Origin of the sequence: Flavobacterium labens (assembly GCF_048286755.1) — a bacterium.
Taxonomy (GTDB): Bacteria; Bacteroidota; Bacteroidia; order Flavobacteriales; family Flavobacteriaceae; genus Flavobacterium.
Genome location: NZ_JBLVPL010000003.1, coordinates 151352 through 177184, shown reverse-complemented (window position 1 = coordinate 177184; position 25833 = coordinate 151352). Strand labels below are relative to the sequence as shown.

The 25833-nt window shown below is 32.2% G+C and carries 23 protein-coding genes; 14 read left to right on the top strand and 9 right to left on the bottom strand.

Annotation, left to right across the window (positions count from 1 at the left end):
- Positions 1 to 48: 48 nt before the first annotated feature.
- The 3 genes from ACNQF8_RS09675 to ACNQF8_RS09665 all read left to right on the top strand — a co-directional run bounded on the left by ACNQF8_RS09675 (position 49) and on the right by ACNQF8_RS09665 (position 2317).
- Complete coding sequence (locus tag ACNQF8_RS09675; protein ID WP_417953329.1) at positions 49 to 1068, top strand: COX15/CtaA family protein; 1020 nt, start codon at positions 49 to 51, stop codon at positions 1066 to 1068.
- A 54-nt stretch (positions 1069 to 1122) separates the two neighbouring features.
- Complete coding sequence (locus tag ACNQF8_RS09670; protein ID WP_315211072.1) at positions 1123 to 1896, top strand: CDP-alcohol phosphatidyltransferase family protein; 774 nt, start codon at positions 1123 to 1125, stop codon at positions 1894 to 1896.
- A gap of 238 nt (positions 1897 to 2134) precedes the next feature.
- Positions 2135 to 2317 carry a CsbD family protein gene (locus ACNQF8_RS09665; protein ID WP_091258074.1) on the top strand — a complete coding sequence of 61 codons (183 nt, stop codon included), beginning with the start codon at positions 2135 to 2137 and terminating at the stop codon, positions 2315 to 2317.
- Between the two features lie 106 nt (positions 2318 to 2423).
- Here the strand turns inward: ACNQF8_RS09665 and ACNQF8_RS09660 are convergent, their stop codons facing one another.
- From ACNQF8_RS09660 to ACNQF8_RS09635, 6 genes are all read right to left on the bottom strand, one after another.
- Complete coding sequence (locus ACNQF8_RS09660) at positions 2424 to 3179, bottom strand: LytR/AlgR family response regulator transcription factor (protein ID WP_417952277.1); 756 nt, start codon at positions 3177 to 3179, stop codon at positions 2424 to 2426.
- Positions 3180 to 3241: 62 nt separating this feature from the next.
- Positions 3242 to 3577, bottom strand: coding sequence for a 2TM domain-containing protein (locus ACNQF8_RS09655; RefSeq protein WP_417953330.1), 336 nt, complete (start codon positions 3575 to 3577; stop codon positions 3242 to 3244).
- A 68-nt stretch (positions 3578 to 3645) separates the two neighbouring features.
- A complete protein-coding gene (locus ACNQF8_RS09650) occupies positions 3646 to 3951 on the bottom strand; it encodes a 2TM domain-containing protein (RefSeq protein ID WP_126460425.1) in 306 nt (101 codons plus the stop codon).
- Positions 3952 to 3995: 44 nt separating this feature from the next.
- The gene (locus ACNQF8_RS09645) at positions 3996 to 5330 is read right to left on the bottom strand and encodes a histidine kinase (protein WP_417953331.1); all 1335 of its coding nucleotides are present in this window, start codon (positions 5328 to 5330) and stop codon (positions 3996 to 3998) included.
- Between the two features lie 78 nt (positions 5331 to 5408).
- Complete coding sequence (locus ACNQF8_RS09640) at positions 5409 to 6029, bottom strand: hypothetical protein (protein ID WP_417953332.1); 621 nt, start codon at positions 6027 to 6029, stop codon at positions 5409 to 5411.
- 230 nt (positions 6030 to 6259) lie between these two features.
- Positions 6260 to 8464 (bottom strand): TonB-dependent receptor, encoded by a 2205-nt coding sequence (locus ACNQF8_RS09635; protein ID WP_417953334.1) that lies wholly within the window; start codon positions 8462 to 8464, stop codon positions 6260 to 6262.
- Between the two features lie 180 nt (positions 8465 to 8644).
- Between ACNQF8_RS09635 and ACNQF8_RS09630 the strand changes: the two genes are divergently transcribed.
- The 8 genes from ACNQF8_RS09630 to ACNQF8_RS09595 all read left to right on the top strand — a co-directional run bounded on the left by ACNQF8_RS09630 (position 8645) and on the right by ACNQF8_RS09595 (position 16295).
- Positions 8645 to 9103 carry a YciI family protein gene (locus ACNQF8_RS09630; RefSeq protein ID WP_417952281.1) on the top strand — a complete coding sequence of 153 codons (459 nt, stop codon included), beginning with the start codon at positions 8645 to 8647 and terminating at the stop codon, positions 9101 to 9103.
- 1 nt (position 9104) lies between these two features.
- Entirely contained in the window at positions 9105 to 9662 is a 558-nt protein-coding gene (locus ACNQF8_RS09625) for a sugar O-acetyltransferase (RefSeq protein ID WP_282715788.1), read from the top strand.
- 83 nt (positions 9663 to 9745) lie between these two features.
- The gene (locus ACNQF8_RS09620) at positions 9746 to 10141 is read left to right on the top strand and encodes a hypothetical protein (RefSeq protein WP_315211060.1); all 396 of its coding nucleotides are present in this window, start codon (positions 9746 to 9748) and stop codon (positions 10139 to 10141) included.
- A 48-nt stretch (positions 10142 to 10189) separates the two neighbouring features.
- Positions 10190 to 10579, top strand: a complete 390-nt coding sequence (gene gloA2, locus ACNQF8_RS09615; protein WP_417953335.1) for an SMU1112c/YaeR family gloxylase I-like metalloprotein — start codon at positions 10190 to 10192, stop codon at positions 10577 to 10579.
- A gap of 52 nt (positions 10580 to 10631) precedes the next feature.
- The gene (locus tag ACNQF8_RS09610; RefSeq protein ID WP_417952383.1) at positions 10632 to 11252 is read left to right on the top strand and encodes an HPP family protein; all 621 of its coding nucleotides are present in this window, start codon (positions 10632 to 10634) and stop codon (positions 11250 to 11252) included.
- A 182-nt stretch (positions 11253 to 11434) separates the two neighbouring features.
- Positions 11435 to 11974, top strand: a complete 540-nt coding sequence (locus tag ACNQF8_RS09605; RefSeq protein WP_315211056.1) for an IS1096 element passenger TnpR family protein — start codon at positions 11435 to 11437, stop codon at positions 11972 to 11974.
- 88 nt (positions 11975 to 12062) lie between these two features.
- Positions 12063 to 13121, top strand: a complete 1059-nt coding sequence (locus ACNQF8_RS09600; protein WP_315211055.1) for a nucleoid-associated protein — start codon at positions 12063 to 12065, stop codon at positions 13119 to 13121.
- Between the two features lie 804 nt (positions 13122 to 13925).
- A complete protein-coding gene (locus tag ACNQF8_RS09595; RefSeq protein ID WP_417952283.1) occupies positions 13926 to 16295 on the top strand; it encodes a GAF domain-containing protein in 2370 nt (789 codons plus the stop codon).
- Here ACNQF8_RS09595 and ACNQF8_RS09590 read toward each other — a convergent pair.
- Positions 16292 to 17476: a Pycsar system effector family protein gene (locus ACNQF8_RS09590; protein ID WP_417953336.1), complete on the bottom strand. Its 1185-nt coding sequence runs from the start codon at positions 17474 to 17476 to the stop codon at positions 16292 to 16294. The two genes, ACNQF8_RS09595 and ACNQF8_RS09590, sit on opposite strands and share 4 nt — an antisense overlap.
- Positions 17477 to 17501: 25 nt before the next feature.
- On the opposite strand from ACNQF8_RS09590, the gene ACNQF8_RS09585 reads away from it, so the two are divergent.
- Positions 17502 to 21236 carry a metallophosphoesterase gene (locus ACNQF8_RS09585; protein ID WP_417953337.1) on the top strand — a complete coding sequence of 1245 codons (3735 nt, stop codon included), beginning with the start codon at positions 17502 to 17504 and terminating at the stop codon, positions 21234 to 21236.
- Here the strand turns inward: ACNQF8_RS09585 and ACNQF8_RS09580 are convergent.
- Together ACNQF8_RS09580 and ACNQF8_RS09575 are read right to left on the bottom strand one after the other, a co-directional pair.
- Positions 21219 to 22097, bottom strand: coding sequence for a hypothetical protein (locus ACNQF8_RS09580; RefSeq protein WP_417953338.1), 879 nt, complete (start codon positions 22095 to 22097; stop codon positions 21219 to 21221). The genes ACNQF8_RS09585 and ACNQF8_RS09580 overlap by 18 nt on opposite strands.
- A gap of 35 nt (positions 22098 to 22132) precedes the next feature.
- Positions 22133 to 23200, bottom strand: a complete 1068-nt coding sequence (locus ACNQF8_RS09575) for a hypothetical protein (protein ID WP_417953339.1) — start codon at positions 23198 to 23200, stop codon at positions 22133 to 22135.
- Positions 23201 to 23583: 383 nt separating this feature from the next.
- Between ACNQF8_RS09575 and ACNQF8_RS09570 the strand changes: the two genes are divergently transcribed.
- Entirely contained in the window at positions 23584 to 25413 is a 1830-nt protein-coding gene (locus ACNQF8_RS09570) for a PAS domain S-box protein (protein ID WP_417953340.1), read from the top strand.
- Positions 25403 to 25804, top strand: a complete 402-nt coding sequence (locus tag ACNQF8_RS09565; protein WP_417953341.1) for a response regulator — start codon at positions 25403 to 25405, stop codon at positions 25802 to 25804. Before ACNQF8_RS09570 ends, ACNQF8_RS09565 begins: the two co-directional genes overlap by 11 nt.
- The last annotated feature ends 29 nt before the right edge of the window (positions 25805 to 25833 follow it).

The following is a 25833-nucleotide window of genomic DNA, read 5'->3' as shown; positions in this document are numbered from 1 at the left end:
TCTTTTACTACAGTGAAATGAGATAATTTTACAAAAAATAAAACCCCTGTGCAAAAATACTTTCTAAAATCCGCAAAAATAGCTCTCGTTTTGGTTTATCTAGTCATCTTTGCAGGTGCCTTTGTTCGATTAACTGGCTCCGGAATGGGCTGTCCAGACTGGCCTAAATGTTTTGGGTATTACATTCCGCCAACAGACCAAAAAGAGCTTCTTTTTACACCAAATAAGGAGTATAATAAAGGGCAGGTAATCATAAAAGAGGAATCATTATTAGTTGCTAAGGAGGATTTTGTTGCTAAAGAGAATTTTGAAACATCCAATTGGACACCTTATCAAAAACACGATTATGCAATTTTTAATCCCATTCACACTTGGGTAGAATACATCAACCGCCTCCTAGGCGCGTTAGCGGGCATAGCTTGTATAGTAACACTGGTACTCTCCTTTGGTTATAGAAAAAAACAAAAGAGCCTTATTTACTTATCTTTTATAGTCTGTGTATTGATGGCGTTCCAGGCATGGCTTGGCAAAACAGTGGTAGACTCTGTACTTAGTCCTTATAAAATTACAACTCACATGCTGGCAGCTTTGCTAATACTTGCCATTCAGCTTATAGTGATTTACAGTGTAAAAACAAATAGAAAACCTGTTACTTACAATACCAAATTTAATGCCTTTTTACTCGTAGCGCTAGTTCTAACTCTTGTTCAAATTGTACTTGGAACAGATGTTAGAGAACAAGTGGATATTGTTTCAAAAACAGGAGCTCCAGAGGTAATGTGGCTCCAAAATCCAACTGTTATATTTTACGTTCACAGATCTTTTTCGATACTTGTGTTTGCGCTCAACGGTTATTTATTCTACATAAATAGGAAATTAAATCTAAATGCGAGCAAACAAAATTGGGTTATGTTTTTACTTCTCGTCGAAGTTCTTACTGGTATAACGATGTATTATTTTGATTTTCCGTTTGGCACACAAACCTTACATCTCGTGCTAGCAACCTTACTTTTTGGAGTTCAATTTTATCTAGTTTTAGAGTCATATTCACAAAGGAACAAACATTAAAACATTCATTTTTGACTATATTGTCACATCTATTTTTGCTTACTAATTATTAAAATGTCAAAACTTGCTGCTCAAGATAAATTTTTAGATTTATCAGATTATGGAAGACCATTTGGAAAATTTCTCGCCAATAAATTAAAAAACACTCGGTTTACGCCTATTCATGTTACCTTACTTTTTGGTGTTTCAGGATTGATTGCCATTTACTGTATACTGCAAGGAAGTTATTATCTAGCCAGTTTTTTTATCATTCTAAAATCAATGATTGATGCTGCCGATGGAGAACTGGCAAGGTTGAAAAACACTCCTTCTTATACCGGAAGATACTTGGACAGTGTATTTGATATCATCTTAAATTTTATGTTTTTAATGACCATTTGTTATGTTTCAAAAACATCATTTTGGTTTACTATTTTGGCCTTTATTGGCATCCAATTACAGGGAACTTTATACAATTATTACTATGTGATTTTAAGAAATAAATCAGTAGGCGGAGATACAACCAGTAAAATTTTCGAATATAAATCTCCAAAAGCTTTACCTGGAGAAACCCAAAAATCAGTAGATATTTTATTCCAGATATACACCATTGTCTATGGTACTTTTGACAAAATAATTCACATACTTGACAAAGAAGCATACAAAGTAAAAACGTTTCCAAACTGGTTTATGACCGTACTTTCAATTTACGGTTTGGGCTTTCAATTATTGATAATTGCGGTAATGTTACCTATGGATTTAATAGAATATATCATTCCATTTTTTATAATTTACACTGTATTAATTTTTGTAATAATTGGCATCCGAAAAGTGTTTTTCAAGGTTTAAAACCACCATAGACATAATCTATATGCAAAACACAAGAAACACATTATCAATTTTTTAAAACCCAATACCTTTAGTTTTAATTTAACTTTAATCTAAATTCCATTTATCAACTTAAATCAAAACAGAGTGATACAATTCATTGGAATTATACAATAGTTTCCTAGAATTGTGTAACATATTTACAGTTTAAAATTCCCAAATTTGTAAAGAACAAATAGTAATTTAAAACTTATATATTATGCCAAATTCAAAAGAGATTGAAGGAAACTGGAATGAGTTGAAAGGAAAACTTAAACAGAAATTTGCCGATTTAACGGATGATGATTTACTGTACGAGGAAGGAAAAGAAGATGAAATGTGGGGTAAATTACAACAAAAGTTAGGCAAGACAGAAAAAGAAATTAAATCATTATTTGATTAATTTCTAAATCCTAAACTTACTTAAAACTGTTTCAATTGTTAGTGTACAAAATTTCCTTTTAGGATTTTTTGAACCTGCATTTGAAGCAGTTTTTTTTATACTAAAATTATCCAATCCAATTTTTAAAATCAGAAACTTTTTCTCTGCTTACAATCACTTCGTCTTCTTTATAAGAAGGCAAAATAACCTTTAATCGGGAATTGCTATAGACTACAATTTCCTTAATTGCTTTCAGTGGAATTATGAATTTTCTGCTTATCCTATAGAAATCTTTTGGATCTAATTCCTGTTCCAAAAGCTCCAAAGTCGTTTCAATCAAATAATTTCTATTGTCAAAAGTATGCAGATACGTTCCTTTGTTTTCGCTAAAAAAACACTCGATTTCATCAGTAGCAATCACCTTTAAATGTTGCCCTATTTTTACCGTAAATCGTTTTTTATGATTTTTTTCAAATGGATTAGAAAGCATTTTTTTAATCTGCTCAAAATCCAACTGTACCGTTTCTTGTTTCGGTAAACGCGCTTTAAATTTAGAAACAGCAATCTCTAAATCATCTTCGTCAATAGGTTTCAAAAGATAATCGATACTATTCAACTTAAAAGCCCGCAATGCATACTCATCATAAGCCGTTGTAAAAATCACGGCGCTTTTAATTTCAATTTTTTCAAAAATTTCAAATGACAATCCATCCGACAACTGAATGTCAAGAAAAATCAATTCCGGATGTTCATTATTAGAAAACCAATCAATTGCTTCTTCTACAGAATGCAACATCACTCCTACTTGAATGTTTAGTATTTCTAATTTTCGCTGTAGTAATCTTGCAGCTGGTTTTTCGTCTTCGATTATTATTGTCATCATTTAATACTGAATCGTTTATTAGGTTATTTTGGTTTACTGAAAATTATGGCTGAACACTTATTTCACTCCCATTTTTCACTTTTCTCTTTCTCCATCAACTCCTTAATTTTTTTCTCTTCCCAGTTTCTTCCAAAAATCCAATTGGGCAAAAAAACAGAAAATCCGTGTACCACTATTCCTATTCCCCAAAAGAATGCAGTAAAGAAATTCTCTATTTTGAAATAGCTTTCTCCTGGATCCAAATCTCTAACTTTGAGGAATACAATCATTATGTTTATGGCTATATATACTATTAAATGCGTATAAAACCCTTTCAATCGCTTGACTTCCCGTTGGGCTGCAGCGTATTTGTCTTCTGGCTGAAATCCTTCAAACCCAGAATTAAAATTTCTTTTCATTTTGATGATATTAAGTGTCATTTACTATTTAAAAAAAGCAATTCAATTGTAATAGAAGAATTGTGACTTTACGTCCAGGTATCTTTTCTCTCATTTTCTTTATCCATAAACTCTTTGATTTTTTGTTCTTCCCAATCTTTACCAAAAAATGGCATATAATTAAAGACTTTCATACCATGAAAAATTACTCCAATTCCCCACCCTAACATAGGCCAAAAAAACCATAAATGCTCAGGAGATGTCACTAAATTTATAATTAAGAGAGCAATATTAAAGACAATATAGGCTGTTAAATTCCCATAGAAACCTTTAATTTCTTCCACTTGTTTTTTCGCTTTAAAATAGCGCTCTTCATTTTGATATGTATTTTCCATAATTTCTTATTTAATTTTTTTTACGTTTATAACAGCTCTGATTCTTATTTCCATGTTTGTTTCTGCTCTTCTTTGCGCAAAATTTCTTGAATTTTTCTTTGTTCCCAATTAGAACTGTAACCAAAAACCTTTAAAGCATGCATCGTCAATCCAAATCCCCATCCGGCTGCAGAAAACCAAAACCATTGAAAATGTGGTGAAAAAGTTAAATTGATATAGATTAAAAACGGAATAACACAACAGTAAGAAATCAAGTTTCCGTAAAAACCTTTAAGCTCATCCACTCGTTTTTTAGCTCTGTAATAAGCCGTATCTTCATTGTAATCTGTAGTCGTTTCCATAACTGTAATTTGTTTAGTTAAAATGGGTATTTTGACAGTAAATGTTTTCTCATTTTGAGCAATCAGGACTTTCCTGTTGGTTATAATTCCATATCTGTTGACGATATTCTGCAAACCAACACCTTGACGTTCTTGCAATACTTCTTTCTTTTGATAATCGTTTTGAACAGCCAGATAATCGCCCTCAACATAAATCCGAATGTGCAATGGCCTTTGTTCACTAACCACATTATGCTTTACCGTGTTCTCTAATAAAAGCTGTAAAGAGAGCGGCACTACTTTGGCTTCTGAATTTATAGCTGTCGTTGGTAATTCATAAAACAAGCTATTTTCGAAACGCATTTTCAATAAATTCATATAGGTTTTGGCGAAAGCCAATTCTTCTTCAAGCGAAACTAGCTCTTTATCTTTTTGTTCCAATACATAGCGATAAATCTTTGATAATGAAATCGTAAACCGTTGTGCATTATCTGGATTTTCTTCAATCAAAGAGCTTAAGACATTCAAACTATTAAAAAGGAAATGAGGATCAATTTGATTTTTTAAACTCTCGAATTTCGCGTTAGCTGTACCAGCAATAATTTTCTGTTCTTTGACTTTGTTTTCATTATACGCTTTGTAAAATGAAATGGTGTAAATGGATAATGTGACAAAAAAAGTGATGATTATCGACCCTAAATAGCTTGAAGGTTTTTCATTAGCCAAGAAATAGTCAAAAGAATTTTTACTATACACCACTACTTCAAATACGTGCATTAAAAAAATGACTACTAATGAAACTAAAAACGAACCTATAAATCCCAGTGCTAGTCTTTTTACCGAAAATTTATCTTCAAAATAAGAGTCTAATTTCCAAAAAAGAAACATGTTTGCAGCGTATAAAGAAAAAGTATACATCATTGTAAATAAAAAATTGACTAGCAACCTTTTACCGAAATAAATCTCACTTCCCATTACCACATTGACTAATTGAATCACCGCAAAAATTAGGATTGTCAATTTTATCGCTCTTTGAAGTTCTTTATATATTCTACTCATTTTATTTTGATATTTATTCAGGTACAATAATTAAGAAAAAGATTTTGAGATTGATTCACTTTCTCTTATTTCTATTCCCTATTTACAATTTTTCTGTGCTGCTAAAGCTCTGTCCAATCCCCACTTTGGAGAAAAAGGTGTTTCAGGTTTAAAAGTAGCAAAAAGTCCAATAGCTTTTTCAATTTGTGCGCACATTGGTTTTGTGTCAGTTCCCCAAAATTGCGCTCCACCAATTTCAAATTCGGCCTTACCAAAAACAACTCTTGGATTTTCTGGAGCGATTGCCTGGGCTTTCCCGTACAATTCCATCACCGTTCCGGATAATTTTTGTCCGTTTGTCATTGGGTCAAAAGCAATCCAAGCAGTATGAATCATCGCTTGCATCACAAATAACTCGGCATTATTTGGATTTTTATCCATTTCTATATCCAATGATTTTTGTGCTTTCGAAAGTAATAAATTCATTTGATCTTTATCTTTCGTTCTAAAAGCAGTCGTCGTATTTACCAATGCAACGTAATAATTAGGCAACCAACTTGTTTTTTCGGCAGCAGCTATTCTTTCGAATAAATCTGAAGCTTCGGTATTTTTTCCTTCGCCCCATAACTGGAACGCTTTTCCCATTCCTTGCTCAAATTGCCCTTGAGCCGATACTAAACTACAGATAAAAAATACGATTGTGGTGATAACTTTTGTCATGATTTCTTGTTTTAAAATGGTTATTTTTTTGATGATTGAAACGTTGTAATAATTTATACTTCAAAAGTATCTCGGTTTTTATTGGTTTAAAATTTATTGATACTGAACTGTAGAATTTGATGGATGAATTGTTATTTAGTCCAAAGTTGTAAAGTCGAAAGTCATAAAGTTTAAAGAGTTTTCGTTTACAAGGACTTTAGACCTTTGACTTTAAGACATTATGACTTCTTTTAAAGATTCCTCAACTGATTGTCTTTTTTATCATTACTAATCGTCCAAAAGAATCCTACAAAGAAAAAACGATCGGCTGTAGGAATAATTTCTTTTCTGTTGTAAAAGCCTGCATTGTCTGGATTGTTGGCGTATTCGTATCCAAATACATTTTGAGTACCTAAAACATTGGAGACTGAGAAATATAAAATCTTTTGTTGCGACAGTAAATACGCCCAATTGAAACTCAAACTGTTGTACGATTTAGTTTTTCCATTCATGAATTTTGTTTCATTTGGATTGTTGTAAGGCCTTCCGGAACTGTATGAATTAGTGAAGCCTATCTGAGATTTCCAATCATTTATCCAGTATTTAGTAACGATTGATAAGCTGTGATCTGCAACAAAACTTGGCGTCACTTGCGAACTGAAATTTTTATAATTTCGCTCTGTGTCGATGTACGAATAGGAAACCCAATATTCTAAGTTTTTGATTGATTTTCCATCTCTCCAGAACAAATCCAACCCTTTCGCATAACCAGAACCGGAATTATCATAAACCGAATTATAAGCTGTCACTTGGGTGTCGAATTTTACTAAATCGCGATAGTCTTTGTAATAGGTTTCAGCACGAAATGTTTTTCCGTTTTTATTGTACTGAAAATTTAAAATGTAATGCGAAGCTTTTTCGCTTTCAAACTGATTATTGTTGGAATATTTGATGTATTCCGCACTTGGAGCTTGGGTAAAATCGCCATAAGCGAATGAAAATTGACTATTTTTAGCCATTTTATACGCAAATGAAATTCGGGGAGAAATAGCCGTTTCATTCAGCAAATCATTATTGGAAGCCCTTATTCCAACTTTTGCAGCCCACTTTTTAGAGAAGAAAATATCAGCTTCGGTATAAACCGCTGCAATGTTAGCATCGTACCCATTGGTAAAAATCGAACCAGAATTATCCTTAAAATCTTCATTGAATTGGGTCACAAAATAATCGGCTCCAAAGGAAAGTTTCACTCTTTCTGAAAAGCTTTTTCTTAATTTTAATTTAAAATGAGCTGCATTTTCATCATTCGACACTTTATCTGAATCTAAATTTATTTTGTTGTTGCTGTAGCCATAACTCAACCCAGAAGTAATTTGCCAATTGTTCCCAAAAACGCCTTTGTAGGAGGAATTTAAATAGAAATTATTATTATTTAAATCCACTCTGATTTTCTCTGGCGAATTAATGTTTTCCTGATTAATGTCAAATTTAGACGAATCAAAAGCAGCATATACTTTCAAAATCCCATTATTGAAGTTATAGCGATATACGGTTTCTCCTGACAACGATTGAAAAGGACTATTCCAATCCACGTTTTGAGGAATAACTGCTTGATATGGAGCTAAATTGAGGTAATTCGCATTGATGCTCAATGAACTTTTTTTCCATTTTTGGGTATTTCCAATTCCTAAACCAACGGTCATCAAAGAGATTTCGGTTTTATTTTGATCTGGATTATCTTGTGTATTCAACAATAAAACACTGGATAACGCTTCGCCATATTCCGCTGAATAACCTCCCGTAGAGAATGATATTCCGCTGAATAGAAAAGGAGAAAACCTTCCTCGTGTAGGTAAATTATTCGTGGTTGCGCCATACGGCTGCGCCACTCGAATTCCATCTACAAAAGTTTGTGTTTCATTGGCCTCGCCACCACGGACAAACAATCTTCCGTCCTCGCCTACCGTTTGAGTTCCTGGTAACGTTTGCAAAGCCGCAATAATATTTCCCGCAGAACCCGCTGTAGTTACAATATCTAATGGTTTCAAAACAGAAACTCTGGCTTTGTCGCCCGCTTCTAATGTTCCGGCCGTAATCACAACGGCATCAAGCGAGGTAACACTTTCTCGTAATTTGATGGTTTTATTTTGGAAAGTAGCCACATCAATCACTGTTTTTGAAGTTTCATAAATAAGAAAACTCACTACCAAAGTTTGATTTCCTTTTGCTAAAGTAGTAAAACTAAAATCACCCATTTCAGTAGTTGAGGCGCCATCATAAGTCCCTTCGATAAAAACATTAGCGCCTGAAACTGGTTTTCCTTTCTCATCCACCACTTTCCCCGAAATTGTATTTTGTGAAAAAATAGTCAGGCTGAATAATAAAATAGCAAAAGTAAAAATTGATGTAAGGCTTCTTTTCGAATGATTTGATTGCTGAGTAAATGATGGTTTCATGATGTTTGATTTTGAATGAGCAAATATCTATAGCAAAAATCAGAACAAGAAAAAGTTAGTACTGAACTGTTGAAATTACAGGATGAGTTGTTTTATCTAATACCTTTCGAATTTAAAATCACGTATTTTCTATATTATTAATGAAAACCTTAAATTTGTGTACATTCAAATTCTGAAAAAATGAAAAAATCAATCGTATTCCTTTTATTGTTCTCTTTTAGCACTGCATTATTTTCTCAAGAAACGGAATCAGCATTTGATGAAAAACTGGCAAAATCGCTAAATGCAGATGAGTATGGTATGAAGCAATATGTTTTTTGCTTATTAAAAACAGGTAGCAATACAACTGCAACTAAAGAAGAAACCAAAAAATTATTTGAAGGACACATGGCTAACATCAGTAAATTAGCCGAGGAAGGAAAGCTGGTTGTGGCAGGTCCTTTCATGAAAAATGATAAAAATTATCGAGGTATTTATATTTTTAATGCCAGCAGTATTGAAGAAGCCAAAACATTTGTGGCGACAGATCCTGCGGTACAATCGAAACTTCTGGAACCGGAACTAACTCTTTGGTACGGGAGTGCGGCATTGCAAGAAACACTAAAAATTCATGATAAAATAGCTAAAACAAAAATATAATATGATAACCGAAAAAGAAAAAATGATTGCCGGAGAATATTATTTGGCAGGCGATCCTGTTTTAGTAAAAGACAGGCGAAAATCTAAGAATTTACTCCACCGATTAAACGTTACCGAATACAGAGTAACAAAAAAAGCACGGGAAATTCTAAAAGAACTGATTCCTAATGCAGGAGCAAATCTTTACATTGAACCCCCATTTTTTTGCGATTACGGCTATAATATCAGTTGTGGAGAAAACGTTTATTTCAATGTAAACTGTGTCGTTTTGGACTGCGCAAAAGTCACTATTGGTTCCAATGTCTTTTTTGCACCGGGAGTTCAACTGTACACCGCAACACATCCATTGGATGCTGAACTGAGGAAAACGCTGGAAAATGCATTGCCAATAACCATTGGTGATGATTGCTGGATTGGCGGAAATTCAGTAATTTGTCCGGGTATAACCATTGGAAATGGCTGTGTAATTGGTGCAGGTTCAGTAGTAACAAAAGACATTCCTGACAATTCTTTGGCAGTAGGAAATCCGGCAAAAGTGATCCGGAAATTAAATGTTTAATAAATATCCTAAGCCGAATTACAACACCTAAAAACTAAAATTTCCTATCTTTGTTATAAATATTTAAACTTTATAAAATCATCATGAAACATCTCAAAGCATTTCTAGTCTTGGCACTTATTGTTGTTGCAAACTCCGTTTCCGCACAATCCACTTTCGAAAAATGGCCAGCCATAAAAGAATTTCATGAAGTAATGTCACAAACATTTCATCCTGCTGAAGAAGGAAATCTTGTACCAATCAAAGCACGTTCAGAAGAAATGATGAACAAAGCCGCCATGTTATTAAAGTCTGATATTCCTGCAGAATTTAGAACTGATGCTATTTTAGCTTCAGCTGAACGGTTGCAAATTAAAAGTAAAGCGCTTCACAAATTAGTAATGTCTAATGGATCTGATGCCGCAATTGTGAAATCAATTACAGACTTACACGACACTTTCCATGAAATTGTGGGACTTTGTTCCGATGCAAAAAAATAAAAACCCTAAGCCTAATCAACAGATTAGGCTTTATTCATTATAATAGAAATGCTACAACTTAATAAAATTCACCACATTGCCATTATTTGTTCTGATTATCAAAAATCTAAAACGTTCTACACAAACATTTTAGGACTCACAATAATTCAAGAAATTTACCGGGAAGAAAGACAATCCTATAAACTGGATTTAGCCTTAAACGGAAATTATATCATTGAAATTTTTTCCTTTCAAAATCCTCCTCAACGCCCTTCAAAACCTGAGGCGGCAGGATTACGTCATTTAGCTTTTGAAGTTAATGACATTCTATTAACCCGTGATTTTTTAGTCAATAAAAACATCAGTTCAGAGGAAATTCGTGTTGATGAGCACACTAAAAAACGTTTTTTCTTTATTGCAGATCCAGATGATTTACCGATAGAGTTTTATGAAAAATAATAAATACCTCGACGAAGATAAAACAACTCTTGTAGTTTATCAATTTTTGAAAATGTATCCATCTTCCAAAACAAAAAGGAGTTACCGCAAAACCAAGTACATCCTGTACAAAGAAACTTTGGTTGATTTCAAAGAACATTTTTGGGCTTTTCTCGGTTCTTTTATAGGTATCGGATTAATCGCTTATTTACAATCTCAAACGCTGCCACACTCTGATGTAGTTTATTTAATAGGGTCCTTTGGAGCATCGAGCGTCTTAGTTTACGGTGTCATCCAAAGTCCATTGGCACAGCCGAGAAATCTTATTGGAGGTCACTTAATTTCAGCTATCATTGGGGTTACAGTATATAAATTCGTTCCAGATATAGTTTGGTTAACCGCTCCACTTGCTGTTTCCCTTTCAATTGTTTTTATGCAAATGACTAAAACGTTGCACCCACCCGGCGGCGCAACCGCACTGATAGCGGTAACTGGATCAAACGAAATTAAAAATCTAGGCTACTGGTATGTATTTTCTCCTGTATTTACTGGTGTGCTTATTTTACTGGCCGTAGCATTGGTTATAAATAACATGACATCAAACAGACAATATCCAACTCATAAAAAATACCATCAGTTCCGAAAAAGAGTCGCAAGTATTTTTAAAAATAAACCAAACGACCAAAAACACTAACTTAGGTGGTACATATTCAGTTCTAAAACAAGATTCGCTTTGTTACTTTTCTTCGAAAATATTTAGATATTGATGTATTCCTTGTTTACGCATACACAAAAATCTTATCAACAAATCCAAAATCTGAAATCTAAATCTAAAAATTAAATTTTACCTTTGAGCTTTCAATAAAAACAAAGATTATGGTTTATAAATTTAGAGTGATTCTAGACGCGGAAGAAGATGTTTTTAGAGACATTGCAATACTTGAAGACGATACTTTAGAAGATTTGCACAATGCTATTTTTAATTCTTTTGGATTTGACGGAATGGAAGTAGCTTCGTTTTATACTTGTGATGAAACTTGGAATCAAGAAGATGAAATTTCACTTTTTGATACCGGTGATGTTCCAGGCGAGCAAAAAATCATGAGCGATTACCAATTATCAGATATTTTAGATAAGGAAAATACTAAAATCCTCTATGTTTATGATTTCATCAATATGTGGACGTTCCTTGTAGAACTTGCTGCTGTTGAAGATCAACTTGCCGGAAACACATATCCGGAAACCATTTTTTCACACGGTGAAATGCCGGATGAAGCGATGGAAAAAAACTTTGAATCAGATAATGCAGATGACTACAATGATGAATTTGAAGACGGATTAGACGAAGACGATTTGGATATGTTTGAAGGCGATGATAGTTTTGAAGACTATGGATTTGAGGAGAACTGGAATTAAAGCATTATACAATTAAGAATCAAGAGCCAAGATAAAAGACCTTTTTGCTGTCTTTCATCTTGGTTCTTTTATCTAAAAAAATAAAAACATGATCAACTTATATAATACACACATCGAAAACTTATCAATTCACAGAGTTGGTAATAAAAGTCGAAACGAAGCGATTTTTTTATCGGAGCAACCTTTTAATCTGAATGATGAGATTGTTCCTTTGATGAAAGAATTTTTCTTTAAACCTTTTAGAGAGAAAGAAGAAAACTATTTTCAGTTTGCTCATGAAATTGATTTGGACTACAATGATATGTTCAAATTTGCAACAGAAATTTTTGACAATCCAAGTACAATTCATGACGTTTCGAAAAAAATTACCTCACACTTATTTGAGCAATCCAATCATCCGCACATCAAGAATGGTGAAGTTTACGTAACGTATTTAACGAACGTGAGCATTGACAATAATGTGGTGGATGCTATAGGGATTTTCAAGAGTGAGATTCAAGCGGATTTTTTGCAGTTTGAAGAAAAAGCAACGCACTTAGAAATGATTTTGCAACAAGGTGTCAGTTTGAATAAACTGGACAAAGGTTGTATTATCTTTAATTACAAAAAGGAAGAAGGATACAAAATTCTAACTGTTGACAGCAACCGCTATGATGCTAGATATTGGTTAGAGCATTTCTTATCTGTGGATGCTTTTGAGGATGAAAACTTTATCACTAAAAAGTATTTAAAATTCTGTCAGAACTTTGCGAAAGATGTTGTTTTTCCCGCCGAAGACAAAAAAGAAGAAGTGATGTTTATGAACCGTTCGGTAAATTATTTTGCCAAAAACGATCAGTTCGAAGAAACTAACTTTCTAAATGAAGTTTTAGACAATCCAGACTTAATTCCTGAGTTTAAAAACTACAAAGTTGACAAAGGCGAAAAATACAGCATTGAGGATGTAACATCTTTTCCTATTGCGAATGCAGCAGTTTCTGACGCTAGAAAATCAATCAAAAACGTTATTAACTTAGACACACACATCCAAATTAAAATGGATTTCATCAACCCTGAAAGTGCTGAAAAATATGTGGAAAAAGGCTGGGACGAGGAGAAACAAATGTATTATTACTTAGTTTATTTCAATAAAGAAGAGAAAAGTTAGTTTATAGTTTTTATACTTCTAAATTTTCAATCCTCAATTACTTAAGTAGTTGAGGATTTTTTTTGCCCATACAACACTTTATTCCAAAGAGTCATAGAAAATATATTAATTTTTATCAGAATTTTATTTCTTTTACTAGCTAAGTATGCATTTTGTCGATTTTATTTGTCATTTAGACGATTATTAATTAAGTTTAATTCCCTTTAATATTTAAATCTAAATAACCAATAGTATGAATAAATCGAAATCAAAGAAAAATTTCTAAGTAAAAAAATTCTGTTAACTCTATTTGGTGATAAAATAATTACAACCTGAAATGTAACAAATCATTTCAAGGAGTTAAAATGTACAGTTTCTCAACTTGAATTAACTAACGATGAAAAAGATAGGAAAACATTTCTTTCACCAGAACTAAAAGAAATAAATGAAACGGTCATTGGTTTCTACAACAAAAGAATTCATTTCGTATAAAATTATTTTTGGATTCATTACAACGCATTAGATTACTGAATAACAAATTGTTATTTTTCATACCTAACCTTATAAAAACGTAAAACATGCTAATCCTTCTATTAATAAAATCAATCCTGATATTGAGACAGAAAAATAATCAAAAAAAACTGCTAAGATACAATAGCATTTCTATCAGATAATTTCCGCAAACTACTTAAATACAAACTCTAATTTAGTATTAAAAAATTTGATTTATTAAATTTTAATTAAACTATTTCTTAAAAAAAAGACCTGAAATTTAGCTATCCAATTTCGTTTATTAGTAATTTTGTATTCTAAATAAACTATCAGATGGATTATCATTTGTTTAAAGAAAGCCCGTTCAAAACTCTAATATCATTCCATAAACTCATTGAAGCTTTAGAGAAAATCGCAGTAACTAATGTCGATTATCGCTCAAATTATGCCAAAGCTTTATTGAAAGAAACTGAACCTTTTCCTGAGTTTAGAACAGGAATAGAGGACTTGAATCTAATTCTAAAAAACGAAACTCTTATACAACATTTACTAGCTGATCTTTTCCCTACTGCGCTGACTCAAAACGAAATCAAAGCGGTTACTATTCCTTTTCAGAATTTTACGTTCAATTACTCTGAAAGATTCAAAAAAATACTTCAAAATGCAGGAATAACATTTGACATGACAATCAGGGATTTTGATCAAAATCAATTCTATATTATGAATTGCATTTTGATTTTGAATACCTTTTATAATCAACATTTTGATTTCAACAGACCTTTATTTTACGATATTCCTGATGCAAATGGCGTAATGAAGCATTACAGAATTCTATATAATGCTGATTTTATGGAAATCGTACCTACTGATAAATCGATACAATTATCTGCTGAAGATATTGATTTATTGATGGACAATTATGATAATATCGATTTATGGAAAGAGAAATTCCCTTCTGAAAGCTGGATTTTAAAAGGCTTTGGTATCGTATCATTATTTGATGCCTCTATTGAAAGTGCCGTTTCAAACTTGAAAAGCAACCTTTTGAAATCAAAGACTGAACATACAGATAGCGATAGTAATTTTGAAACCATTTTCCGTTCCATTTTTAAAATATCTGATTTAAAAGTTGGTTTTATCATTTACAATGAAGAAGACGAAAAATTTGTAAAACCTCCTTATGAAGACAACAAAATAGACAGTTTTATTCTACATGACATGCAAGAAGTAGATTGTAAAAATGCGCTTTTTGGTTGCTCATTGGAAAATATTTTAGAACAGAATAAGCCTTTTGTAATTTCAAATGTTGAAAAATTTGTCAAAACTGAAGGGAATGAAAAGCTAGGAGAGCATTTTTTAAAACTCAATATTAAAAGCTGTATTCTTGCTCCGGTAATAAAAAACGATAAACTTTTAGGTATTATAGAATTAGTTTCGGGGAAACCTAGAGAACTAAACAGCATTAATGTAAACAATCTGGATTTGATTTTGCCTTATGTGGTAGACACATTGGAGCGCTATAAAAATGATATGCGATACCAAGTAGAAGCTATCATTCAGAGAGAATATACTGCCATTCACCCAAGTGTTTATTGGAAATTTAGAAGAGAAGCGCTCAAATATTTTCAGACCAATAATCCAAATAAAGACTATATTTTCAAAGAAATTGTATTTAAGGAAGTGTACCCTTTATATGGGCAAATAGATATTAAAGGTTCTTCCAATCATAGAAATGAAACCGTAAAAGAAGATTTAAAAAATCAACTTGAATCACTTATTCAAATATTTGAAAATCAAAAATCAAATACCAATCTGGTTTTATTGGAACAACGGAAATTTGAATTGCAATCATTTTACGAACAACTGAAATCGCCTTTGAAAGCGGATACAGAACAGCAGATTCAACTTTATATAGAAAAAGAAATTCATCCTATTTTAAGGAATACAAAAACAAACGAGCTAGGTGAAACACTAGAGCACAATTATTTTGAAAGTTTGGACGAAAAAACAGGACTATTTTATCATTCGAGAAAGAAATTTGATAATGCAATGTCTATTGTTAATAAAAAACTAGCTTCTATTCTTGACAAAAAACAAGTTGAAGCACAAAATATTTTTCCACATTATTATGAACGTTTCAAAACCGATGGTGTGGAACACAATCTTTATATAGGTGCGTCAATTACACCAAACAAAGATTTTGATAGTATGTACCTTCATAATTTAAGATTATGGCAATTGCAAACGTTGTGCGAAATGGAACTGGAACACCATCAGCTCAAATCTACCTTGCCTTATGAACTCGATGTAACTTCGTTGATTTTAGTGTTTAGTTCCGCTATTTCTATTCGATTTAGAATGGATGAAAAACGTTTTGATGTTGACGGTACCTACAATGCGCGTTATGAAGTAGTGAAAAAACGTATCGACAAAGCCAATATCAAAGGAACAAAAGATAGAATTACCGAAAAAGAAAAAATCACAATCGTATATTCCCACAATAATGAGGAAACAGAATATCTGAATTACATCAAATTTCTACAATTTAAAAAAGTATTGGAACCAACCATCGAACAATTTGAAGTAGAAGAATTACAAGGAGTTTCAGGCCTAAGAGCAATCAGGGTAAAAGTGATTAATGATATTAAAGAACAAACTCCAAAAAACTTTTCTTACCAGGATTTACTGGATGAATTAAATTAAGAACCAACCATTTTAAAAGCAATTACAAAAGCAATTACCGAGATTATAATTCCTATCATGAAAAAATTATAGGCAACTCTTAATAAACGGTATTTTTTCTCAAGAACCAATCCCAGAAAATATAAATCCTTAATCATAGAGTTATAAAGGTATTCCCTGTCTTTCATCATTTCGTTCATAGCCCATTGGTATTCATCCAAAGGCATTTTGTAGAAATTTCCGAAGAAGAGTAAATTCACTTTTTTATTTTCAATATCTTCTCGGGTAAAAACTCCTTTGGTCACTTTTGGTCGTGTGGAAAGTATCGCAAAAATAATAGTAATTACACTGGACATTAGCATAATAAAAGTAGGAATCATGAGATGAACATTTTTTGGGCTGTCTAATTTTGGAATCAACGTAGAAAGCGCTATCGAAATAATAATTGCATTTACGGACAGTAAAATATTGGCTTTACTATCTGCAATACCACTTAAACTGGTATGATTATTTAATGTTACCCTAAATAAAGTATCAACTGCTCGCTCTGGTTTATCTTCTTTTTCTCTTTTTTTATATTCTTTATCGAATTCGTTATTCGTTTTCAAGTTCATTTTTTTTAGTTTTTTCTGAAGACGTTTTATGTTTTTCTCCTTTAAAGGTTGCCAATTTTCTAAAGCATAATCCGTGTAAAACCGATGAATATTAGATAAGAAATTAAAGTTTTCTACAGCCCAATCTTTATCTGTAAAAGATTTCCCTTCAATATTTTTCCATTCGTTTCTTAACCCCTCACAGCTAAAAATATAATCATCATTCAAAATATGGTAATAATCAGCATCTTTTATTATTTTTTCAGAAAGTGTTTGGGGAATATATTCCTTTTTAGTTGCTTTGATTAATACTGCTACTTTCTCAATATAATCCGTAGACTTCCCGTTTTCCAATAAAAAATCAGAAGCTATCACAATGCTGGAATCTTCGTGATTACTACAACCTTTTATATATCCTGTATCATGAAACCAAGCGGCAATAAGCAAAATTTCTTTATCAGAAGAACTTATATTTTCGCTGTCAGCAAGTGTGCTAACGGCAGCTACTACGTCAAAAGTGTGATTAAAATTATGGTAGGTATATGAATTAGAAAGTTTATCTTTGAGTAATTTACTAACAAAATTTTCGGCTTGTTCTATAAGATTCATAAAGAAATTTTTACACTACTAAAATATGAAATTGTTTTCGGATAATCGTTTTATAACTTCAAATAAAGCAGTTTTTATATTATTTGCTTCAGGATTCATTTTTCAATCATGTGCAACACATCACGCACAATTTGATAAAAACATCAAAACTCCGATATCACAAAACGGAATAGATAGCTCAAAAATTGCACATACTTTTTATTTAATAGGTGATGCTGGAAACGCCAATGAAGAAAAAGCACAACAAACAATTGGTTTACTGGAAGATCGATTAAAAAAAGCAAATAAGAATACGACGCTTTTATTTCTTGGTGACAATATTTATCCAAAAGGATTGCCGAATACTGACCGCCCAAATGAGCGAATTATTGCCGAAAGTAAGCTTACAAATCAACTAAAATTATCTAAAAACTTCAAAGGTCAAACTATTTTTATTCCTGGAAACCACGATTGGTACAGTGGAATAAAGGGTTTAGAACGCCAGTCAAAATTTGTAACCGAATATTTAAATGATAAAAAATCATTTTTACCCAGAAAAGGCTGTGGGATTGATGACTTAGAAATCAATAAAAATCTAACTTTGATTACTATCGACAGTCAATGGTTTCTGGAAGACTGGGATAATAGTCCAACCATAAATGATGATTGCACGATAAAATCAAGAGAAGCTTTTTTTAATGAATTAGAAGATATTCTGAATAAAAATCAAGAGAAAACAATAATTCTGGCATTGCATCATCCATTAATGAGCAATGGAACGCACGGCGGACAGTTTTCATTGGAAAAACAACTATTTCCATTAGAGCAAAAAATTCCACTTCCTGTCTTGGGCTCCGTTATCAACCTCATCAGAAAAACATCGGGAATTAGCCCGCAAGACATTCAAAACAAACAGTATACTATTTTTATAAAACGCATAAAAACACTATTACAGAGCCAAGATAATGTTATTGTAGTTTCTGGCCATGACCATAATTTACAATACATTGAAAAAGACAACATCAAACAAATTGTAAGTGGTGCCGGATCAAAATCTGAGGCTGCAAAAGCCGTTTTTCCAAATGATTTTTCTTATGGTGGAAATGGGTATGCCGAATTAACAGTTTATGAAAATGGAGCCGCAAAAGTGTCCTTCTACGGAAAAGAAAATAGTAAAGAAAAACTGATTTTCGAACAATTTATAGTAGCTGAAAAAGATGATTTCAGCACCAAAAATTTTTCGACTTCATTTGCTAAAACGACCACTGCAACTATCTATTCAGCAAAACAAACAGATAAAAATGCATTTTATAGATTCCTTTTTGGGAAGCATTATAGAAAGTATTACAGTTTACCGATAGAAGTACAAACGACAACTATTGATACTCTTTTTGGCGGTTTAAAACCAAAACGTGCCGGTGGCGGACATCAATCAAAATCATTGCAAATTGTTGACAAAAACGGAAAAGAATATGTAATGCGCGCCTTGAAAAAAAGTGCTCCTCGTTTTCTGCAATCGGTAGCGTTTAAAGACCAATTTATCGAAAACGAATTTGAAGATACATATGCTGAGAATTTTTTACTTGATTTTTATACCACTTCACATCCTTACACTCCTTTTGCTGTTGGGAACTTAGCTGAAAAGATTGGTGTCGCACATTCAAATCCAGTATTGTATTATATTCCCAGACACAAAGCGTTAAAAGATTTTAATGCTAATTTTGGTGATGAATTGTATATGGTAGAAGAGCGTCCTACTGACAGCCAAATTGGCGTAAAAAGCTTTGGTAATCCTACAGCAATAATCAGTACCGAAGATCTAATGAAGAATCTTCATAAAGATGAAAAATACACTATTGATGAAAGTGAATATATAAAAGCACGTTTATTTGATATGCTCATTGGAGATTGGGACAGACATGAAGATCAATGGCGCTGGGGAGAATATAAAGTAGACAAAAAAATAATTTACAAACCCATACCAAGAGATCGCGATCAAGCCTTTACAAAATATGATGGCGCATTACTTACCATCTTGATGAATATGCCTTCATTGCGACACATGCAAACCTTTAATGAGAAAATTAAAAATGTAAAATGGCTGAATCGTGAACCTTATCCTTTGGACCTTGCTTTTCTTAAAACCGCTGATGAAAATGAGTGGCTTAAACAAGCCAAATTCATTCAAGAAAACCTTTCGGATAGTGCTATTGACAGTGCCTTTGATAATCTGCCTGCAGCAGTTCAAGATGAAACTATTGAAACTATAAAACGTAAATTAAAAATACGAAAAACGCAATTGCAGCGCTACGCATCTGACTATTATACTGTTTTACAAAAAACCGTTTTGATTGTTGGTACCGACAAAAAAGACAAATTTATAATTCATCAGACAGCAAAAAATAAGATTGGTATTGAAGTATATCGTTCTAAAAATGAAGGAGATGAATTGCTGTACAGAAAAGATTTTGTTGCAGGAAAAACAAAAAATATTTGGATTTACGGATTGGATGAAGACGATATTTTTGAAGTGAAAGGAAACGCAAAATCAGATATAAATATTCGATTAATTGGAGGACAAGACGAAGATTTATATACTGTAGAAAACGGGAAAAAGGTAAAAATTCATGATTTCAAATCAAAAACAAATACCTACACTTTAGATTCAAAAACCAGAGTTCTTTTGTCCGATGATTATGAAGCAAGTCATTATGATTATGAAAAACCTAAATACAATGTCTTTTCAGGATTACCAAATATTGGTTTTAATCCTGATGATGGTGTCAAAATAGGTTTTATCGCAAACTATACCATCAATAAATTCAACCAAAATCCGTACACGCAAAAACACATTTTGAAAGCAAATTACTTTTTTGCGACAGATGGATATGAACTGGTTTACAATGCACATTTTCCGAAGTCCATTGACAAATGGGATTTAGATTTAGAAAGCCAATTCACAAGTCCAAATTTTACAATCAATTATTTTGGCACTGGAAATGAAACCGTAAATAATGACGATATTTTCGGAATGGATTACAATCGTGTGCGCATCCGAATGTTGAAAGTACTGCCATCAATCAAAAAAGTGGGTAAATCCGGAAGTACAATCCATTTCCAAACTTCATTTGAGCAAATCACTGTAGAGGAAACCAATAATCGATTCATAAACATTCCAGGAATTGTAAATCCTGATATTTTTGACAGCCAGCAATTTGCTGGAGCAACACTTAAATACAGTTTTGAAAATTATGATATTCCTTCATTTCCCTCCATGGGAATGGGATTTGCAATAGCAGGAACATGGAAAATGAACTTGAATGATGCTAAAAGAAATTTTCCTTCATTGGAAAGCAAGCTTAATTTTAACCATAAAATTGATGCCAATGGTAAAGTAGTTTTGGCCACTATTATAAAAGCGAAAATGCTATTGAATAACAATTTTGAGTTTTACCAAGGAGCAACTTTGGGAGGTGATTATGATTTAAGAGGTTTTAGAAACGAACGCTTTTTAGGCAATCAATCGTTTTATCAAAGTACTGATATACGTTGGAATTTAGGAAAAATTAGAAGAAGCGTTTTGCCTATGACTTACGGAATTCTAGGTGGTTTTGATTATGGAAGAGTTTGGCAAAAAGGCGAGAATTCAGATAAATGGCATCAATCTTTTGGAGGCGGATTATGGCTCAACGGACTAAATGTAGTTACAGCCAGAATCACCTATTTTAAAACTGCCAATGAGGAAGCCCGAATTGCTTTTGGTTTAGGGTTTGGGTTTTAGTTTTTTGATACTAACATCATAAACATTCCCTCCTATGCTTTTAGATCTTTCATCGGCAATAAAAAGTCTGTCATTATCAATAAAAGAAGCTGCTTCTTTTTGGGAAAAATGATCTAATACTAGGGTGGTTTTTATTCCATTCAGGAAATTATCACCTTCGAAGCTTTCGAATAAAAAAACTTTATCATGGGTTAAAACAGCAACTTTGGACTCATCTGGACTTATCGTTGCGGCCGTAATTGCACAATGATTGTAGTTGTCACAAGTTTTGAATTGCCCTATTAAAACCGCCTGATGAAAACCTGCAGTATTGGGGATTTTGTATAAAAAAGCGGTTCCGTCAAAACCTTTGCTTCGGTTTTTAGTGAAGAGATAGAAATTATTTTTAAACTCAAAAAAACCTTCTACATCATAGAACATTTCTGTTTTTTTAGGAGGGAAATCTTTTTGTTCCGGATACGCAAATGAAATTTTATAAGCCGGAATTGCACTTTCAGTAGCTAAGGATTTTTTATCGATTTTATAAATACTTAAATCTTTTCTTTCATTATCATTGTTGCCAAAATCTCCAATATAAAGATTTCCTTCTTTGTCTTTTGTAATATCTTCCCAATCGATATTCTCCGTATTTTCAATGATAATCGTTTTTTCGATTTTGCCATTTTCAAAGTTCAGTCCGTAAATTTCATTTGCATTACCGCTGTCTTCCAGTGTCCAAAGCAAATTACTTGTAGATAAATAGGTGATTCCTGAAACTTCTTTTAGCTTTTTAGGCAACGAATAAACCGTTTTTAAAGCACCTGAATCTTGTTGACATGACAAAAAAGTAAAAACAGATAAGATGAAAATATAGTTTCTCATAGTTGATTTAATGTAAATAATAAATTTATAAAAGACTAAAACTCCGTTTTAAATAAATTTGTGTTTTTAAAGTTTCTCGTAATAAATTCAAAAGCAGCACTCATAATATTACCCATAGATTTTGCTTTTTTAAAATTCAAATCATTGGTGTAACGGTATAATTCTAATTGCAATTGCTTCAAATGTTCCTCCGGAGCGATTACATCATCGCCCATAATTTGTAATAATCTTTTGATACGATTCTCGGCAGAATGGATTCTTTTGGCAAGAACCGCTCTTTCCTCATCTTTATATTGCTCGATTGAACTGTTTTGAAGTTTGTCTTTAACCAATTTTACCATTGGATAATTTTCTTTGAAAAATTGAGGTCGGTAGACTTTAAAATTTCCTTCATAACATTGCTGGTCAAAATCTATAGCGCGTATTTTATAAACAACATGGTCAAAATCATGTGTAGGAACTATCACGTAATTATAGGAACGCATATCTCCCAACAATCGTATCATACAACGCTCGTTGAATTTTACAAACTCTTTTGCAATTTGTGATTTTTCAGTTTCAGTACAATCTGCCAAAAGTGTTTTTATGAAAACATCCCCAGGAATCCCCATGATATGTTCCTCTATCAAAGTGTCATTGTACACTAAAAAATTTATCTTATCCGGAGATAAAATATGCTCTAATTCTAGTCCGTAAATACGAGAAGCATCTGCTTTCTTGATATAAAAATGAGTGTAATTATCATTCAGAATGTTTCTGACTTTTATTCGAAAAGGTTTCGAGTTTCCAAAAGTACAGTAATCAATGGAATCCACATTCAAAAATTTAAGAATCCCCAAATTACCATCAGAATGCAACAGCGAATAGATTTTTTTTAGATTCAAATCAATTTCTTGCCTTTCAAATTCATTATAATACACTCGAATCCATAATGTATCCTCGTCATTTTTATCATAAACGTTCACAGATCCTGAAAAGCGCAATAAATCATCGTAAAAAATAGAAACTTTTGACAAACGGTCAAAACGCTCCAAGTATTCCAATAGTGATTTGTTTATTGGATACGATGGTTTTTTAAAAAGCATTACTGGCTCACTACTCATTTGAAAAATAATTTAATACAAAATTACAATAAATTAAGCCGCTGAAGGGTATTCCTTTTTAAATATATGTTTTTCAAACTACTGAGTAATTAGAAATAAAGTACTTCAAATACAATTTTGAGCTTACTATTTTAAGTCCAAATTATTTTTATTTAAAAAGAGTAAAATTCGAGAAAACTGTAACTCCTTAATTATTAGATAAAAAACGACTTTTTTATTTTTTAAAAATAAAACATAAAATACTAAAAAAGAACACATTACGTATTATTTAGCAAAAACTAAAATACAATTAAGTTGTTTTTATGTTAAAAATGTTTGGCACCAAGATTTAAACTTTATATTTGGTTGTCCCCAAGACTCTTAAAATATTTTAAACCCTACTAATGACAGATAAGCTCAAACTCTATTTCAAGGCTGCACAATCAGCTAAAATTGGAATTTGGAAAATGAATGTGCAAACCAATGCTGTATATTGGGATGCTGTTACGAAATATATTCTTGAAGTTCCTGAAGATTTTGAACCTGTAAATAGAAACGGTATTAGTTTTTATACAGAAGGCGAAAATAGAGATCGAATTAAAGCACTTATCGAAAGAGCTGTCAACGAGGGAATTTCATTTGATGATAAATTTCAGATTATTACCGCTAAAAATAACATCAAGTATATCGAATGTATTTGCCAGGTAGAAGTTATTGACGGAAACCCCATGAATTTATTAGGTACCTTTCAAGACATCACAAATGAGCAGAATTTAATAAATGAACTACAGCTGAATGTTGAAAAATTTTCTTCGATTTTCTCCAGCGCGAATGATGCAATCTTTATCATTGACACCTCAAACGGTATAATCAGTGACTGTAATTCAAGATCATCTGAACTTACAGGATACAATAACTCTGAATTAAAAGGTTTACATAATTCAAAACTATTTCCGGATGAGCTTAGAACAGAACTTCGGCTTTTTCTAAAATATAATTTAACCAGGAATGAATATACCGTCAATGAAACGCGCATAAAAACAAAATGTGGAGAAACTATACCTGTAGAAATAGCCTCCGGAAAGAAATTTCAAGTCGATAACATTACCTATCTGGTTTGTTTCATTAGAGATATCAGTGAAAGAAAGAATGTTGAAGCTAAATTAAATTTATTATCACTTGCAGCTTCAGAAACTACTGACACAATCGTAATTGCAAATGAAAAAGGAGAAGCGGTTTGGGCAAATCAGGCCTATTTAGATCTTACTGGTTTAAATATGGAGGAAGTAATAGGGCAAAAACCGGGCTATTCATCCAAAGGACCTGAAACTGATTCCAATGCTACATTAGTAATGAGAAAAGCAATTAAAAATAAAGAAAGTATCAAAATCACGATACTAAATTATAATAAAAACAAAGAGAAATATTGGTTTGAACTCAATATAACTACTGTATTTGACAGTAATAATAATTTCATTAATTTTATTGGAGTAGGTCGAAACGTAACCCAAAGGATTGAAAAAGAGTTTGAACTTAAACGATTATTGGATGTTACCAGTAGTCAAAACAATAAATTATATAATTTCACCCACATTGTTTCCCATAACATACGCTCCCACACGAGTAATCTATCAATGGTAGTGGATGTAATTGAAAATACAGATGATATTGATGAGAAGCTTTCCTATTTTGATTTATTCAAAGAAGGAACTGAAAAACTTTCCGAATCAATTGAATATTTGAATGAAATTATAACAATCCAACAAAAAACAAATATTGAAAAGACTAAGATTCAGTTAAAGAATGAAATTGAAAAAACTAAAAAAGCGCTAAGTTTAGCCATTAAAGACAGTCAAATATCAATTACGCATACAATCCCCGAAGATTTGATTGTTACTGCAATTCCTGCTTACTTAGATAGTATTTTGCTAAATTTATTTACAAATGCAATTAAATATAAATCTCCAGACCGGAAAGCTACTTTAGAAATTGGTTACGAAATCACAGATGACTACACTATTATTAACTTTAGAGACAATGGCTTAGGTTTAGATTTAAAAAAAAATGGGCATAAACTTTTTGGAATGTACAAAACCTTTCACGGAAACGAAGATGCAAAAGGAATTGGATTATTTATAACCAAAAACCAGCTCGAAGCTATGGATGGAAAAATTGAAATAGAAAGTGAAGTGGGTCATGGTTCTAATTTTAAAATTTATTTAAATGAAAAATAAATTAACATACATTATTGATGATGACAAATTAACGGTGAAATTGATGAGCATTCTCATCGCTAAAAGTAATTTTTGCGAAGAAACCCAATCCTTTTACAATGCTCAACATGCGATAGAGAAATTAAAAGCAAATGCTCTTGATGATGGAATTCTGCCCGATGCCATTTTGCTAGACCTAAATATGCCCGTCATGGACGGATGGCAGTTTTTAGATGAATTCATTTTATTAGCCCTAAAAAAAGAAATCTCTATTTTCATAATGACTTCTTCCATAGACCCTGCAGATATTGAGATGGCAAAAAAATATAGTGTCGTTAAACATTATATTATGAAACCCATAACAGCCGAAAAATTACATAAGCTCTGCCTCTTGATTGGAGAAATAAACTAATTCCGATTAAATAGTAACAAATTCCTTTC

Bases quoted from the DNA above. Each gene is read 5' to 3' on its own strand.
- ACNQF8_RS09670 (WP_315211072.1), top strand. From the start codon at position 1,123: ATGTCAAAACTTGCTGCTCAAGATAAATTTTTAGATTTATCAGATTAT.
- ACNQF8_RS09665 (WP_091258074.1), top strand. From the start codon at position 2,135: ATGCCAAATTCAAAAGAGATTGAAGGAAACTGGAATGAGTTGAAAGGA.
- ACNQF8_RS09660 (WP_417952277.1), bottom strand. From the start codon at position 3,179: ATGATGACAATAATAATCGAAGACGAAAAACCAGCTGCAAGATTACTA.
- ACNQF8_RS09655 (WP_417953330.1), bottom strand. From the start codon at position 3,577: ATGAAAAGAAATTTTAATTCTGGGTTTGAAGGATTTCAGCCAGAAGAC.
- ACNQF8_RS09650 (WP_126460425.1), bottom strand. From the start codon at position 3,951: ATGGAAAATACATATCAAAATGAAGAGCGCTATTTTAAAGCGAAAAAA.
- ACNQF8_RS09645 (WP_417953331.1), bottom strand. From the start codon at position 5,330: ATGAGTAGAATATATAAAGAACTTCAAAGAGCGATAAAATTGACAATC.
- ACNQF8_RS09640 (WP_417953332.1), bottom strand. From the start codon at position 6,029: ATGACAAAAGTTATCACCACAATCGTATTTTTTATCTGTAGTTTAGTA.
- ACNQF8_RS09635 (WP_417953334.1), bottom strand. From the start codon at position 8,464: ATGAAACCATCATTTACTCAGCAATCAAATCATTCGAAAAGAAGCCTT.
- ACNQF8_RS09630 (WP_417952281.1), top strand. From the start codon at position 8,645: ATGAAAAAATCAATCGTATTCCTTTTATTGTTCTCTTTTAGCACTGCA.
- ACNQF8_RS09625 (WP_282715788.1), top strand. From the start codon at position 9,105: ATGATAACCGAAAAAGAAAAAATGATTGCCGGAGAATATTATTTGGCA.
- ACNQF8_RS09620 (WP_315211060.1), top strand. From the start codon at position 9,746: ATGAAACATCTCAAAGCATTTCTAGTCTTGGCACTTATTGTTGTTGCA.
- gloA2 (WP_417953335.1), top strand. From the start codon at position 10,190: ATGCTACAACTTAATAAAATTCACCACATTGCCATTATTTGTTCTGAT.
- ACNQF8_RS09610 (WP_417952383.1), top strand. From the start codon at position 10,632: ATGTATCCATCTTCCAAAACAAAAAGGAGTTACCGCAAAACCAAGTAC.
- ACNQF8_RS09605 (WP_315211056.1), top strand. From the start codon at position 11,435: ATGGTTTATAAATTTAGAGTGATTCTAGACGCGGAAGAAGATGTTTTT.
- ACNQF8_RS09600 (WP_315211055.1), top strand. From the start codon at position 12,063: ATGATCAACTTATATAATACACACATCGAAAACTTATCAATTCACAGA.
- ACNQF8_RS09595 (WP_417952283.1), top strand. From the start codon at position 13,926: ATGGATTATCATTTGTTTAAAGAAAGCCCGTTCAAAACTCTAATATCA.
- ACNQF8_RS09590 (WP_417953336.1), bottom strand. From the start codon at position 17,476: ATGAATCTTATAGAACAAGCCGAAAATTTTGTTAGTAAATTACTCAAA.
- ACNQF8_RS09585 (WP_417953337.1), top strand. From the start codon at position 17,502: ATGAAATTGTTTTCGGATAATCGTTTTATAACTTCAAATAAAGCAGTT.
- ACNQF8_RS09580 (WP_417953338.1), bottom strand. From the start codon at position 22,097: ATGAGAAACTATATTTTCATCTTATCTGTTTTTACTTTTTTGTCATGT.
- ACNQF8_RS09575 (WP_417953339.1), bottom strand. From the start codon at position 23,200: ATGAGTAGTGAGCCAGTAATGCTTTTTAAAAAACCATCGTATCCAATA.
- ACNQF8_RS09570 (WP_417953340.1), top strand. From the start codon at position 23,584: ATGACAGATAAGCTCAAACTCTATTTCAAGGCTGCACAATCAGCTAAA.
- ACNQF8_RS09565 (WP_417953341.1), top strand. From the start codon at position 25,403: ATGAAAAATAAATTAACATACATTATTGATGATGACAAATTAACGGTG.